Genomic DNA, 14,180 nt, shown 5'->3' with positions numbered 1-14,180 from the left:
TAGTGTGCAACAAATCACCCTCCTGTCAAGGGGCTACCTTTCGCCCACGCGCCGCTATATTCAAGCGTTTTCTGACTTAGAAGCAGTTCCTTCCCTTGCCTATAGACGTGACCTGAGGCACAAGCTACTCTTTGTATGACGACCATACGGTCATATAGTTCGAACTCAATGAGGAGCTCAGATGTCGGTGGCGGAACATGCTGCACCATTGCCCCGCACCAGTGCGAAGTACGTATCACTTTTAGACGCCCAGTCCCTTTCGAAGCAGTTCGGGCCAACCGTCGCCCTGCGGGATGCATCCTTTGAGCTTCATAGAGGTGAAATCCATGCCTTGGTAGGTGAGAACGGATCCGGCAAAAGCACCCTGGTCAAGATCCTCAGCGGTGTCCACAAACCGGACAGCGGATCCATCCAGGTCCGCGGTACCGGGACGGCCTTCGCAAACCCCGGTGGGGCACAGGCAAATTCTGTGGCCACTGTTTTCCAGGAGGTTCTGGCTATCGAATCCCAGTCCGTGCTGGAAAACCTTTGGCTCGGCACCGGCTCCTTCTTCCGGAGCGGCCCTTCCGCCCAGATCCGTCGGGAACGGGCAACTGCCTGCCTGGCGGAGCTGATGGACAACCCGCCGTCCCTGGATGCCAGCGTGGAGGAACTGGAGCTCAGCGACCGCCAAGCGTGTGCCATCGCCAGAGCCCTGCTGCGCGAGCCGGACGTTTTGATCCTGGATGAGGCGACCTCGGCTCTGGATTTTGACACCAGGACCCGCCTTTTCAGGATCGTCACCCGCTTAAGCCGTGAAGGCATGGGCGTGATCCTGATTACCCACCGCATGGACGAGATCGACGAGATCGGGGACCGGATAACAGTCATGCGTTCCGGCGAGACGGTGGCAACACTGAAGCGGGGGGAATGGAGCCAAGGTGAGCTCGTCCGCCTCATGACGGGTTCAGATCATCTCGTTCAGCCCGCGGCGCGGATCAAGAACACCAGCGACCCCCAGGAAAACCCCGTGGTTCTGGAGACCTCCGGTGCCGTATTGGCTCACGGCAGCGCACCCATCAACGTGGCTTTCCGTCGCGGGGAGATCGTGGGGCTGGCAGGGCTGGAAGGCCACGGACAGGACCGTTTCCTGAAACTGCTCGCCGGACAGCAACCGGGCGGCACAGTAACCAGAGTCGAAGAGGGGCGCCGCACGGCCGTGTCCACCTCGGCGTCGGCACAAAAGCTAGGCATCGCCTACGTGCCGCGGGAGAGAAGGGCCGAGTCCATATTTCCCTGGATGTCCATCCTGGAGAACTTTGCCCTCGGAACACCTGGCCGCGACGCCTCGGCCGGCTGGTTGTCAAAGTCGAGGAGCGAATCCAGGTTCGCTCCCTTCGTCGAAAGCCTCAACATCAAACTTGGCCGTTCTTCCGACGCCATCACAACCCTCAGCGGCGGCAACCAGCAAAAGGTGATCATCGCCCGCTGGCTGGCCTCGGATCCGTCAATCCTGCTGCTCAACGACCCAACCCGCGGAATCGACGTCAACGCCAAACGCGATCTCTACGCCCTTCTGTCCACCCTGGCCGAACAAGGCATGACGGTCGTAATGCTGTCAACCGAAGTCGACGAGCACGTGGAGCTCATGGACCGCGTCCTGGTCTTCCGCGAAAACGAACTCTTTGACGAAATCATTGCCGACGCTCTGTCGCCCGAGGTTCTCGTTGCCGCCTTCTTCGGCGAGAAAGTAGCATCCAGTGCCAACTAACACTCATTCCACAGTTGAAGCACACGGCAAACCGGATGGCAGTCCGGCACCACAGGGAGCGCCGGCACCGCCGGCCCGGCCGCAACAGCGCCGAAGAAGCATCAGGTCCCTGTTCCGGACACACAGTTATGCCTTTGCGCTGACCCTGGCGGTTCTGTTCCTCGTGGTGAACCTGTCCATCCAGCCCAACTTCGGCTGGACCGATCAGCTCGCGTCATTCGCGCCCTTGGCCATTGCCGCCGTCGCCAGCGTCCCTTCCATCATCAGCGGCCGCGGCGGCCTGGACATGTCCATCAGCCCCATCATGACGCTTTCGAGCATCCTGTTCGGCGTATGGCTCGTGCCGCTGGGGCTCAGCGGAGTCGTTGCCGTGCCCATCCTGATGCTGGTGGGTGCGGCAGTGGGGACCCTCAGCGGACTTCTCATCGTGGTGCTTCGCCTGCAGCCGATCGTGGTCACCTTGTCCATGTTCTTCATCATCAGCGGCGTGAATCTGAAGCTTGCCCCCCTCCCGGTGGGCATCAGTGGAACGTGGCTGGAAAACCTCGGCGGATCGTGGGGACCCATTCCCGGCGGCATCATCAGCATCCTTATCCCCGTCACCATCTGGCTGGCACTGACACGCACGCCCTTCAGACGAATGTTGTACGCAGTGGGTGGCAACGACATCACCGCCTATTCCGCCGGTTTGAACGTCAACCGTATCCGCGTCGGCGCCTACGCCCTGGGCGGATCATTCGCAGCGGTGGGAGGACTGGCATTGACTGGGCTGGTCAGTTCGGCCGTGGCCAGCACCAGCACGTCCTACACGCTGGTTGCCATTGCCGCCGTCGCGTTGGGCGGGACCGCTTTGGCCGGCGGCAGGGGCGGCATCCTCGGCGCATTGATCGGGGCAGCCGCAATTTACATGCTGCAAAGCATGCTCGGTGTCATGCAGGTTTCGCAGATCTGGCTGCAGATCATCTACGGCCTCCTGCTCCTCGTCGCCGTCGTGTTCAGCGCCGTCCTCGCCGTCTCACCCAAGGAAAAGAAATGACAACAACCACTGTGCAGCCGCAGAAGGCGCCCCTGCTGGGCCCTGCCGACAAGCCAGGTATCCGTGAGCGGCTCGTTAGGCTTCAACGCCGCTTTCCCTTCGTCCAGCTGTTTCTCTTGGCGGCGGTGTTCTGCTACGGTCTGGCAGCCCTGCCAGGGTTTGGCAACGCAACCAGCATCAAATCCATCCTGATCCTCAGCGCACTGGTGGGAATCGCCGCCCTAGGGCAGTCGGTGGTGGTCCTCATTGGAGGCATCGACCTGTCTGTCGCCGGTTTCATCGTCGCCGGCGCCATCATAGTCACGCAGCTGACCTCCGCGAACAAGATCCCGTTTGGCATTGCCCTGGCGATAGCCTTCGTGGGAGCTGCCATCTTGGGTGCTGTCGTCGGCTACCTCTGCCATCGCTTCATGGTGCATCCCATCATCGTCTCCTTCGCCATGGGAGCCATCGCGCTGGGCGTCGCCCAGCTCCAGACCGGCGGCAAGTTCGGCGGGGGAGCGCCGGTATGGCTCTCCCAGATGACCTCACCCGTCACCCTAACCTTCGGGCTCCCGGTCCCACCACTGGTCGTAGTCTGGGCGGCGGTGATCGTCCTGGCGGCCCTCTTCCTCCACAAGACCGTCCCCGGCCGCCGGCTCATGGCAATAGGCGCCAGCCCCCGCGCGGCCCAACTGGTGCACATCAATACCCGCCGGGTGTGGGTGCTGGCATTTGCATTCAGTGCCGTCGCCTCAGTTTTTGCCGGCGTCTTCCTCGCCGGGTTTGCCGGCAATGTCGATTCCACCCTCGGAAACCCGTACCTGTTTCAGAGCATCGCAGCCGTCATCATCGGCGGAACCATTTTTGGCGGCCCGGGCGACTACACCCGCACCGCCGTCGGCGTTCTATTGCTGACCGTGCTGACCACCGTCTTGGTCGGTCAGGGCTTCACCGGGGCAGACCAGCAGATCCTGTATGGCCTCATCATCCTCGCAGCCATGGCCGTCTACGGCCGCGATCGCCGGCTGCGCGACCAAGTCTAGATTCAGCAGCCCAGCCCGGCATTGATGCCGGCCTGATCCCACACCACAGAAAGGGAACCCATGCGTTCCATTTTCAACCCTGCCGGCAGCAACTCCGGCACCACGCGGGGCGTCCTGGCCCGCACAGCCCTGGTGCTGTCCGTTCCACTGATGCTGACACTAACGTCCTGCAGCACTCCCGGAGGAGCGCCAGCGGGCGCCGCCACTCCAGCATCCCAAGCGGAGCTGGGCGAATGCGGAACGGTTCCTCAGGTTCCTGTGCAGGATCCAGACGGCGCCGTGGCTGCACTGCCCGCCGACGTGCAGGCAGCGTACAACGGCTATCCGGAGCCGATCCCCGCCAGCGCCTGGAAGAACTTGGCGAAAGCGAACGGACCCATCAAAGTAGGACTGTCCTACCTCCCACCGGCCAACCCCTTCGGCGCCGCGGTGGTGGCCCAACTCGATAAGAGCTTCGCTGAAGCCAAGGCCAAGGGCCTGGTTCAAGGAGAGCTCGTCAAAAGGATCCTTCCGGACCCGGCAACCATGACTCCTGCCGAACAGATCCGCGGCTACCAGGAACTGGTCCGTGAAGGCGTAAACGTCATTCTCACTTCACCTCTGTCCGGTGACGCGATGATCGACGTCGTCAACCAAGCTGGGGCACAAGGAATCCCCACCATTACGCTTTCGTCCACCATCAAGTCCAAGTACGCAATCAACGTCACCGATAACTCCTACCTCAACCTCGCTAAGCCCACAGCTGAGGTCATGAAGCAGCTCGGCGGCAAGGGCAACGTCGTGATTGTACGAGGCATCCCTGGCCTCCCGACGGATCAGTACGGCTTCGACGCCGCCAAGGCCGTAATGGCCAAATGCCCCGGCATTAACGTCGTTGGAGAAGTGGTGGGCAACTTCGTCCCCGCGGCCACGAAGTCGGCCATGCTGCAGTTCCTGGCCAGCCACCCTCAGCAGATCGATGCCGTGGTCCAGATCGGCACCATGGGTTCAGGGGTCTACTCGGCCTTCGAACAGACTGGCCGCCCGATGCCCAAGGTGGTTGACGCGGGCGCCTCGGCAGCATCCCTGGCCTACTGGGACAAAGCGCACAAGGAGAACGGCTATGACACGTCGGGAACCGGAGGCAACGGAACCCAGGAGGCAGCCGCGATGTTTGACGTCGCCATGAAAACAATGGCCGGTGACGGACCCGCCGTCGGCACGATAACTCGCCAACCCTCGATGATCAGCAGCGCCAACCTCGAAACCTACATGGCAGAAGGCGCCGACACCTCCTCCCCGCTGGAGATCCGCGACGGCGAACCCTGGATGCTCCAGGACTACCTCAAGAAGTTCTTCGCTAAGTAACAAAGTTCCTCAACGGGCCCAGCTTCGTTGGCCGTACCGAAGAGACGCCAGGCGGCGGATTCCCTGAACGAAGGGGAGCCGCCGCCCTGACGTTCCAACTGGACATCCAAGCATTATCAGTAAGAAAGGGAACGTCATGCGCCTGAAGAACAAGGTGGCCCTGGTAACGGGGGCGGCGTCGGGAATCGGCCTGGCCACGGTCCGGAGATTTGTAGATGAGGGCGCCCACGTGGTTGCCCTCGATCTCGACCTCGAAAGGACGCTTGCCGCTCTGGGGGGGTTGGCCAATGTCACACCGGCGGCCGCCGACGTCAGCAAGAGCGCGGAGGTCAACAAGGTCTTTGAGATGGCTGAAGGGAAACACGGCCGTCTTGATGTCCTGGTGAACGCCGCCGGGATATCGGCAGGGCCGGCGGACATCGAAGACATCACCGATGAAGACTTTGCACGTGTGGTGGAGGTCAACCTCTATGGCAGCTTCTATACGCTACGTGCCGCGGCGAAGCTCATGCGGCGCAACGGGGACAGCGGGGGGTCCATCGTGAACATTTCCAGCGTGGGCGCGTTGGCAAACTTCCCGCTGCCCGCAGCCTATCCGGCGTCGAAAGCCGCAGTTTTGGGAATGACGCGGGCAACCGCCGCCCTCCTGGCGCCCGACAACATCCGGGTCAATGCAGTTGCCCCCGGGGCCACCGACACGCCGATGCTGCCTGCGGACCCGGAATTCAGGAACGCCGTGGTCAACCTCGGAGTAATGAAGCGCGCGGCGTCCGCGGAAGAGCTGGCCAACACCATCCTCTTCCTGGCTAGTGACGAAGCCGCCTTCTTCACCGGCCAGACGCTGTCGCCCAACGGCGGCTACGTCATGTAGCGGTGTTCCTCCGGGCGGGGAGACACGGCTGCGTGTGAGGCAGCCGTCTCCGCCGTGAACGGGGCGATCGGCGCAATTGAGCCATCCGCGGGGGACAGGTGCTTCTTAGGCGATCATGGTGAAGTTGGGGGTGCAACCCTTGGAATCCAAGAACAAACCGGCCGTCCTGCCCAGAGGCAATTTCAACCACTCCCTGGGACTGGCTTCACGACAAAGCAGTCAGGCCGGAAACCACATTGCGGCTTCCGGCCTGACTGCCCTGGTTGCTATTCTGCGTATTTGCCGAAGGCGGCCTTGATCTGCTCGTTCCGTTCCTCCACCATCGGCCACCATTCAGGGTGCGTCAACGCATAGGCATCATCGTTGCGGATGGCCCGCGTGACGATTTTGCCGACCTCCAGTGGTTCCAACCAGCGCAGCTTCGCCGCTTCACCCTTGGCGATGTCAGTGTCGAACAGTGCCCCGCTATCACTGCCTGGGCGGTTCCGCAGGCTTTCCTTGATATTGGTGTGCACCGTTCCCGGAGCCAGCAACGTGGCCGACACCTTCGAGCCCTCGTCCTTAAGCTCCGCACGCAGGACTTCCGTCAGAGCCGCCACACCAAACTTCGTCACAGCGTAGGCTCCGAGGCCTGGGAGCGGAGAGAAGGACGCCATTGAGGCCGTGTTCACGATGTGCCCGCCGGACTCGTTTCCTTGGAGGATCGGGAGGAAGGTGTGCACCCCGTGAATGACCCCGTACAAGTTCACGTCGATCATCCAGCGCCAGTCCGCCAGGGACAGGTCGGCAATCCTTGCCATGGGCCCCACTCCGGCGTTGTTGACCACAATATGTGCAGCCCCGAACTCGGCGAGTGTGGAGTCCGCGAGTGCCGCCACGCTGTCTTCACGGGAGACATCAACCACGACGGGAAACGCCCCGATTTCCATGGCGACTGCCTTAAGGGCGCCCTCCTGGATGTCGGCCAGAACCACCTGGGCGCCTTCGGCGATGAGCTGACGGGCAATGCCCAGGCCGATGCCCGAAGCGCCGCCGGTGACTACTGCCGTGCGTCCGGCGATCTTGCTCATGACTGGCCTTCCTGACGCAGGCGTGCCGGCCAGATGCCGTGCCGTCCCGGTGAGAGGATCCCGTTCGGGTCCACGGCATCCTTGATGGTCTCGCAGAATTTCCGGTACGCGTGGTCGTTGAAGGAATACTGCTCAGCCGCAAGATCCATGAAATCGATGTGCGCACGGTATTCGCCGTAGCCCAGTTTACCGGCCTCTTCCACCATCATCTTGGCGGCAGCCACTGAAGCCTCGGTCTGTTCTTGATCCCTGGTGTCGAAGCTGAGGCTGCTGACCACAATGCAACTACGATCGTTGAAAGGGAAAATGGCGCAAATGAAGTTTGTGCCCACACGCTCGGTGACCAGGTTCTTTATGAGCTCTACAGCTCCCCGGACGTCCGTTCCCACCATCGGCACCACGGGGGAGAACCCGATGTGGCCGATATGCTCCGGCATAGCGTTGAGCATTTCCAGGGTGGGGATTCCTGCCTGAACCTTGTCACCGAAGTCCACGATTTCATCCCATTCATGGCGCAAGAACGTGCGGTGGTGATCCACCCGGCCGCCCTCGATCTCTTTCCATGCTTCGGTGACCCGCCTTACGTGGTGCTCCACAACCGGTTCATCCCCGTAGAGGGCAAGCCGCATACCCCAGCGGCCCACCCCAGACTTGTCCGCCAATGCCTGCAGCTCCTCCTCAGAGAATCCGCCGTCGGCTCCTGCGAACTGACCTATCAGTTCGGGGAAGTGGGCCGAAAGTGTCAATGTGTTCTGGATGCTGGGCATGCCGCGGATGACCCCGTCGAGGCGCAGCTCACGCACGATGTCTATGGCGCGTTCCAGCTGGTTGTCCTGGGGGATGGTGAGGAACATCGGGGCGTAAGCCTGCGGACGCCGCATCAGCCAGTAGCCCATCTGCGTCACTATGCCGAAGTTGGACTGCATGAACAACGGATCCAGCGTTGGGCCGAGACCCCTCTTGTAGAGGTGCCAGGACTTGTTCCCGGGCATAGCGCCCATCCCCGTGCGCAGCAGCTCTCCGTTGGCCAGCACTACCTCCATCCCGGTGGGTGCCATGAAGTCACTACCATAGGGCAGGTAGGTCAAGCCGTTGTCCAGGGAGTTTCCGACAACACTGCCCCAGCCGATGTCAGGGACCGAGATCATCAGATCGTCATTTCCGGACTCCTTCAGCGCCTCCTGCAGGTCAATCCACCGCACTCCCGGTTCCACCACGGCGTAGGCCAGCTCAGCGTTAATCTCCAGGACCTTGTTCATCCGTCGGAAACTGATGAGAACGGATCCCTTGACCCGCCCGGATGGGCCGCCGTAGCCGTTGTTGCGGCCCTGCGATGAGGTCCATAGCGGGATTCCGAATTCATTGGCGACCCGGACGATCGCCTGAACCTGTTCAGTGGAGGTGGGAAACAGCACGGCTGAGGAATCGTAGGTCCGGTCTTCCTGGAACCAGTACGGATCGCGGTAGCTGTCACGTTCTTCGTCGCTGAGCAGGATGCCGTCCTCTCCCACGATCTCGCGAAAATGGTCGACGGCCTGATCAGGCAGGCTAAATGCGGGAATAGTCTTCATTGACGAGGTCTCCTCTTGCAAACGGGTAGCCAAGGTGTTCCCTTTGATCTTGCCATATTTTAGTCATATCGTCATTCAATCTTTCAAAATTCGCATCACTGCTCAGATCTGTGCGCAAGGCTGCGAACCCCTGCGGCCGCATCGCGACAAGAAGCACCCGCCGCGGGCCCTGAACGATCGCCAAAAGATTGGGACGGTGATCTAGAACACAGAAGTTCTCTGTTGTAGTATCGTCATACAATCACCAAAGGGGAAAATCATGACATCCGAACCATGGCAGGGCTACAGCGACTATGAGCCTGGAGCGGCGGCCGACGGCACCGCAGCCGCCGATGCCGCTTCTGCCCAGCGTTACGAACCCGTGCTTTTAGTGCGGCGGAACCCTCTTGCGGCCCCACAGTCGGCCGTTGTGGACTTCATTTCCATCGAATTTCAGCTCAACTAGTCAGAGACACTAGGCGGAGAAGGCATCCCGGTAGGCGCCCCTGTGGCGCGTCGACGGCCACACCCGCTCGTCCCAACCCATCCCTGCCATTTACGTTGCGTGCCCCACTGACGATCACCAGACTGAAAGTCTGGGGGCGGGAAATACACGACCGAAAGGACACTGACCAAGCCTGTAATAGGTATTTCTGCGGCTCCATCACCGCGCTCAACCCTAGGACTGAGGCCAGGGTCCTTCCAACTACCCGGCCTACCAGGGCCAGTCCGCCTCATTGTCGAACAATCATTCGATGACTAAACATGCCCGCCAATCGATATCCCTACTTGGATATAGATGAGGACTTCCATCGGATTATTGATCACACCCGAGGAGGAGCGTCTCCTCCCAGCATTTCACCCATTTTCTTCATAGGAGTTTCGCCATGCCAGTTACCGTCGTTGTTGTTCAAACCCCAAAGCCCGGCCGCTTGCAAGACGGCTTGGATGCGCTCGCCTCTGTTGCCCACGATGTGCACGCCGAACGCGGCAACGAGTTCTACGCGGCCCATACCGACGGGGAGCACATAGTCAACGTTGAGCGATGGGCCACACGGGAAGACCTGGAAGCCCACGCGGCAGGTCCTGCGGTGCAGCGCCTCTACGAACTGACGCGGGATGCCATGCTTGACGCCGGCCAAATCTTCGTTCTTGATGCCGTACCGATGGGCGACCTCACCAAGGGCGTTCTCACCTGACGACCAAGTCGGTGCAGGGCTTGGGGGGCGGTCGCTTCTTCATTCTCCCAGCAGTTTAGTGCAAGGACAAACCCAGCTGGATCCTTCCTAGGTGGCGAGAGCTGGCGGTGTCACCCTGCATCATCAAGGACCAACTCGAGGATACGGCGATCGTCACCTGGTCGCTTGTGTCCTTGGCCTGGGCTCACCCATGGCCGTCGACACCTGTAGCTACCACGCCTCGCCAGCCGAAGTTCGCAAGGAACTGCCGGACGCTGCTCGGATCACCGCGGCACTGGTGCTTTCTGCTTCGTCAGCGAGGCTCCACCTGGGATAAGCAAGCCGGGGAGTGGGCTCTTGACAAGGGCTGCGGGGTTTCGATCTGAACACCGCCTTGATCCGAGGACTGTCCGCTTATGGCCAGAACTTACTGGATGATGCTATCAGTCAGAGGGTCGTCCGCCGGGACGGTACTGGACTGAATGCCAGGAGGCATTTTCGCTTTGAAAGGGATAAATCAGTCTGCTCCGTAACTAGGCCATAAGTGCCCAGGCGGAAGTTCTCACTCTTCAACGAGCGGATAGTTTCTCCACTTTTTGTTGGTAAGCTACTCGTCGATGGAAGGCGGTGCTGCCGTGGTTGCAACAGAACTACACGCGTACTCACGGGCAAGCGAACTCTTTCAGCTGCTGCGAAGTGGTAAGGCCATGACGCGCACTGAGTTGTCTAGTATTTCGGGCTTGGCCAGAACTACGGTCGGCACGCGTTTGGAAGAATTGACCCAGATTGGTCTTGTCTCTCCGGTCGACGTTGCACCTTCTACAGGCGGAAGGCCTTCGTCGCAGTTTTCTTTTGATCCGACTGCCAGGGTCGTCCTTGCTTTCGACATTGAACCTGAGACCATGTCTGTCGGCGTTACCGATCTACGAGGATCGGTCCTGGATATACGGGAACAACCTCTGAAAGTATCGGAGGGCCCCGCTGTAGTTTTGGCGGAGGCTATTGCAACGGGGCGAAGAATCCTGCAGGACTTGGGCAAGCCGGAAGGGCTCTTGGTCGGTGTGGGAATCGGCTTAGCGGGCTATACGGAGATAGCCGCGGGTCGCCAGCACACCCTGCCTGGCTATGAGAAGTGGACTGAATCCACGATCAAGGAACCTTTCGAGGCCTTCTGTAACCTTCCCGTATTAATTGACAATGACGTAAATGTGCTGGCATTGGGCGAACAACAGATGCATTCCGGTTCGCAAGATTTGATAGTAGTCAAAATTGCCGCGGGTATCGGTTCCGGCATCATCGCCGGCGGAAAGCTGCAAACAGGCACTAGCGGCATGGGTGGCATAGGACACACGAGGGTGCCAAGGGGGCAGGATATTGTCTGCAGGTGCGGCAACTCAGGTTGTTTGGAGGCAATGGCCTCCACCCGGGCGCTTATCCGAACACTAAGCGGTCGCGGGTTTCCAGTCAGGAGTACTTCGGACTTAATTGCCCTTGTTCAGGAAGAAGATACCGATGCTGTTCAAGCAGTGCGCCAGGCCGGACGGGACCTTGGGACGGTCCTTGCGGTCTATGCCAGCATCTTGAATCCGTCCTTGATTGCTCTGAGCGGACCTCTCGTTGAAGCTGGTGAGCACATGTTGGGGGAAGCACGAAAGACCATCTATGACCAAGCATCGCCATTGGTAACCGGAGACCTGCAAATTGTCCGCGCAATGTCGTCTCAGACAACGGCCGTCACCGGAGCCGGTCGCATGGTTATTGAACACGTGCTCTCGCCCAAGGGCATCGAAGAGATGTTGTCGTCACCGTTCACCGGCAAGACCAGCGGCTGAATCTCCCGGGCATTGGAGCAATCCACTCCAGCGCCGAGTGGACCGAATCCAAGTCAGCCGCGGTTGCTGCTGCTACCTCGACCCTGGAAGGGGACCCCGGGTGACGCGGAGGCAGCGATCGAGCTCATCGTTGTCTGACAAAAACCGGCTTCGAGCTGTGACCTCAACAAGTTGTTTCTGCCTGGTACTAACCGGGACGGCGCGCTTGAACCCAACTTGCGCGCTGCGCATCCATCGCTCCATGAACATGGTCACCGTTCAGCATCTCTAGGCTTGACCAACCGAGTGGGCTGTCTGGCGCTGGTATGGTTCCCGGCACGGAGCTCGTCATCCTGAGGTCAATTCTTGTGGCTGAAGGCGGCGTCGAAGCTGGTTTGGGAGGGCGGGAAGTCGTATTTCTTGAGGGCGGCGAGGGCTTCGGGGGCGCCGTGGAGGCGGTCCATGCCGGCGTCCTCCCATTCCACCGAGATCGGGCCGTTGTAGCCGATGGCGGTGAGCGCGCGGAAGCTCGATTCCCAGGGCACGTCGCCGCGTCCGGCGGAGACGAAGTCCCAGCCGCGGCGGGGGTCGCCCCAGGGCAGGTGGGAGCCCATGACGGTGTTGCGGCCGGTGGGGCGGAGCTTGGTGTCCTTGCAGTCCACGTGGTAGATCCGGTCTTTGAAGTCCCAGATGAACGAGACGGGGTCGATGCCTTGCCACATGAAGTGCGAGGGGTCCCAGTTCAGGCCGAACGCTTCCCGGTGCCCGATGGCTTCCAGGGTGCGGACGGTGGTCCAGTAGTCGTAGGCGATCTCGGAGGGGTGGACTTCGTGGGCGAAGCGGACGCCGCATTCGTCGAAGACGTCCAGGATGGGGTTCCAGCGGTCGGCGAAGTCCTGGTAGCCGGCCTCGATGACCTTCTCGGGGACGGGCGGGAACATGGCGACGTATTGCCAGATGGAGGAGCCGGTGAACCCGACCACGGTGTCCGTGCCGAGGGCCTTGGCGAGGCGGGCGGTGTGCTTCATTTCCTCTGCGGCACGTTGGCGGACGCCTTCGGGATCGCCGTCGCCCCAGACCTTGGCCCCGACGATCGCCTGGTGGCGAAAGTCGATGGGGTCATCGCACACGGCCTGGCCCTTGAGGTGGTTGGAGATGGCCCAGACCTTGAGGTTGTATTTCTCCAGGATGGCGAGTTTGTTCTCGACGTAGCCGGGTTCGTCCCAGCGCCAGGCGTCCAGGTGGTCCCCGGAGACGGCGATTTCCAGGCCGTCGTAGCCCCAGCCGGAGGCAAGCTTGGCGACTTCCTCGAAGGGCAGGTCGGCCCATTGGCCGGTGAACAGGGTATACGGGCGGGGCATTGGTTCTCCTTGCAATGATTTACGGGGGAAGCTGGACGGCCGGCGTTTCTAGTGGCCGGAGACCTGGATGATGGCGGACTTGGCGTCGGCGGATTCTTCGATGGCGGCCAGGACCTGCTGCACGGCGAGCCCGTCTTCGAACGAGGGCGACGGCGGGGTCCCGGCGTCGATGGCCGCGAGGAAGTCACGGATCTCGTGGGTGAAGGTGTGCTCCCAGCCGATCACGTGGCCCTGCGGCCACCAGGCAGCCATGTAGGGGTGTTCGGATTCGTTGACCAGGATCCGGCGGAAGCCTTGCTCCCGGACAGGCACCGTGGCGTCAAGGAAGCCGAGCTCGTTGATGGATTCCAGGTCGAACAGGAGCGAGCCCTTGTCGCCGTAGATTTCCATCGTGAGCGAGTTCTTCTTACCCGTGGCCATGCGGGAGACTTCCACCGAGGCGACTGCCCCGGAGGCGAGGGTCAGCGTGGCCCAGGCGGCGTCGTCGACCGTTACTCGTTCCGGACCGTCCGCGCCCGGGCGGCTGTCCACGAAGGTGTGGAGCCGGCCGGAGACTTCGGTGACGGTGTCCCCGAGCAGGAAGAGGACCTGGTCGATGGCGTGGGAGGCGATGTCGCCGAGTGCCCCGGATCCCGCGGTTTCCTTGTTCAGCCGCCAGGTCATGGGGGAGTCGGCGTCCACGAGCCAGTCCTGCAGGTAGGCGGCGCGAACGTGCCGGACCGTACCCAGCCGGCCTTCCGCGATGAGTTCGCGGGCCAGGGCGAGGGCCGGCACTCGCCGGTAGTTGAAGCCGATCATGGACTGAATGCCGCGCGCACGGGCGGCACGCGCGGCTTCCGTCATGGCTTCGGCCTCGGCGAGGGTGTTCGCGAGGGGCTTCTCCACGAGTACGTGCTTGCCCGCTTCCAGCGCCGCGGTGGCGATTTCGGCGTGCATCCAGCCCGGGGCGCAGATGTCCACGATGTGGATGTCGTCGCGTTCCAGGACCGAGCGCCAGTCCGTGGCGGACTCGCTCCACCCGTACTTCGCCGCGGCCTCGGCAACCTGTTCCGGGTCCCGGCCCACGAGCACTTTCTGCTCGAAGGCCGGAACGTCGAAGAAACTGGCCACGTTCCGCCACGCGTTGGAATGGGCTTTGCCCATGAACGCGTAGCCGATCGCGGCAACACCCAATTTCTTAT

General features: G+C 61.5%; 12 protein-coding genes. 8 read left to right on the top strand and 4 right to left on the bottom strand.

Going from position 1 to position 14,180, the window contains the following annotated elements:
* Positions 1–181: 181 nt before the first annotated feature.
* The 5 genes from ACSBOX_RS12060 (at position 182) to ACSBOX_RS12040 (ending at position 6,029) form a co-directional block, all read left to right on the top strand.
* Positions 182–1,750, top strand: coding sequence for a sugar ABC transporter ATP-binding protein (locus ACSBOX_RS12060; protein WP_442542678.1), 1,569 nt, complete (start codon positions 182–184; stop codon positions 1,748–1,750).
* Complete coding sequence (locus ACSBOX_RS12055) at positions 1,740–2,786, top strand: ABC transporter permease (protein WP_442542677.1); 1,047 nt, start codon at positions 1,740–1,742, stop codon at positions 2,784–2,786. The genes ACSBOX_RS12060 and ACSBOX_RS12055 overlap by 11 nt, the downstream gene beginning before the upstream one ends.
* Positions 2,783–3,811, top strand: coding sequence for an ABC transporter permease (locus tag ACSBOX_RS12050; protein WP_442542676.1), 1,029 nt, complete (start codon positions 2,783–2,785; stop codon positions 3,809–3,811). The genes ACSBOX_RS12055 and ACSBOX_RS12050 overlap by 4 nt, the downstream gene beginning before the upstream one ends.
* A gap of 60 nt (positions 3,812–3,871) precedes the next feature.
* Positions 3,872–5,158 carry a substrate-binding domain-containing protein gene (locus ACSBOX_RS12045; protein WP_442542675.1) on the top strand — a complete coding sequence of 429 codons (1,287 nt, stop codon included), beginning with the start codon at positions 3,872–3,874 and terminating at the stop codon, positions 5,156–5,158.
* 136 nt (positions 5,159–5,294) lie between these two features.
* Entirely contained in the window at positions 5,295–6,029 is a 735-nt protein-coding gene (locus tag ACSBOX_RS12040; RefSeq protein WP_442542674.1) for an SDR family NAD(P)-dependent oxidoreductase, read from the top strand.
* 266 nt (positions 6,030–6,295) lie between these two features.
* On the opposite strand, the gene ACSBOX_RS12035 is transcribed toward ACSBOX_RS12040, so the two are convergent.
* Positions 6,296–7,099 carry an SDR family NAD(P)-dependent oxidoreductase gene (locus ACSBOX_RS12035; RefSeq protein WP_442542673.1) on the bottom strand — a complete coding sequence of 268 codons (804 nt, stop codon included), beginning with the start codon at positions 7,097–7,099 and terminating at the stop codon, positions 6,296–6,298.
* A complete protein-coding gene (locus ACSBOX_RS12030) occupies positions 7,096–8,670 on the bottom strand; it encodes an FAD-binding oxidoreductase (RefSeq protein WP_442542672.1) in 1,575 nt (524 codons plus the stop codon). Before ACSBOX_RS12030 ends, ACSBOX_RS12035 begins: the two co-directional genes overlap by 4 nt.
* Positions 8,671–8,929: 259 nt before the next feature.
* Between ACSBOX_RS12030 and ACSBOX_RS12025 the strand changes: the two genes are divergently transcribed.
* The 3 genes from ACSBOX_RS12025 to ACSBOX_RS12015 all read left to right on the top strand — a co-directional run bounded on the left by ACSBOX_RS12025 (position 8,930) and on the right by ACSBOX_RS12015 (position 11,659).
* Positions 8,930–9,115, top strand: coding sequence for a hypothetical protein (locus ACSBOX_RS12025; protein WP_442542671.1), 186 nt, complete (start codon positions 8,930–8,932; stop codon positions 9,113–9,115).
* Positions 9,116–9,536: 421 nt separating this feature from the next.
* Complete coding sequence (locus tag ACSBOX_RS12020; RefSeq protein ID WP_442542670.1) at positions 9,537–9,848, top strand: putative quinol monooxygenase; 312 nt, start codon at positions 9,537–9,539, stop codon at positions 9,846–9,848.
* A gap of 686 nt (positions 9,849–10,534) precedes the next feature.
* Complete coding sequence (locus tag ACSBOX_RS12015) at positions 10,535–11,659, top strand: ROK family protein (protein WP_442542669.1); 1,125 nt, start codon at positions 10,535–10,537, stop codon at positions 11,657–11,659.
* Between the two features lie 338 nt (positions 11,660–11,997).
* Here the strand turns inward: ACSBOX_RS12015 and ACSBOX_RS12010 are convergent, their stop codons facing one another.
* Both ACSBOX_RS12010 and ACSBOX_RS12005 read right to left on the bottom strand, forming a co-directional pair.
* A complete protein-coding gene (locus ACSBOX_RS12010) occupies positions 11,998–12,999 on the bottom strand; it encodes a sugar phosphate isomerase/epimerase family protein (RefSeq protein ID WP_442542668.1) in 1,002 nt (333 codons plus the stop codon).
* Positions 13,000–13,047: 48 nt separating this feature from the next.
* Positions 13,048–14,142, bottom strand: coding sequence for a Gfo/Idh/MocA family protein (locus ACSBOX_RS12005; RefSeq protein WP_442546023.1), 1,095 nt, complete (start codon positions 14,140–14,142; stop codon positions 13,048–13,050).
* Positions 14,143–14,180 lie beyond the last annotated feature (38 nt).

Source organism: Arthrobacter sp. KN11-1C (assembly GCF_052180225.1).
Taxonomy (GTDB): Bacteria; Actinomycetota; Actinomycetes; order Actinomycetales; family Micrococcaceae; genus Arthrobacter.
Note: the sequence above shows the minus strand (reverse complement) of the source record. Positions and strands in the feature narration are given on the sequence as shown.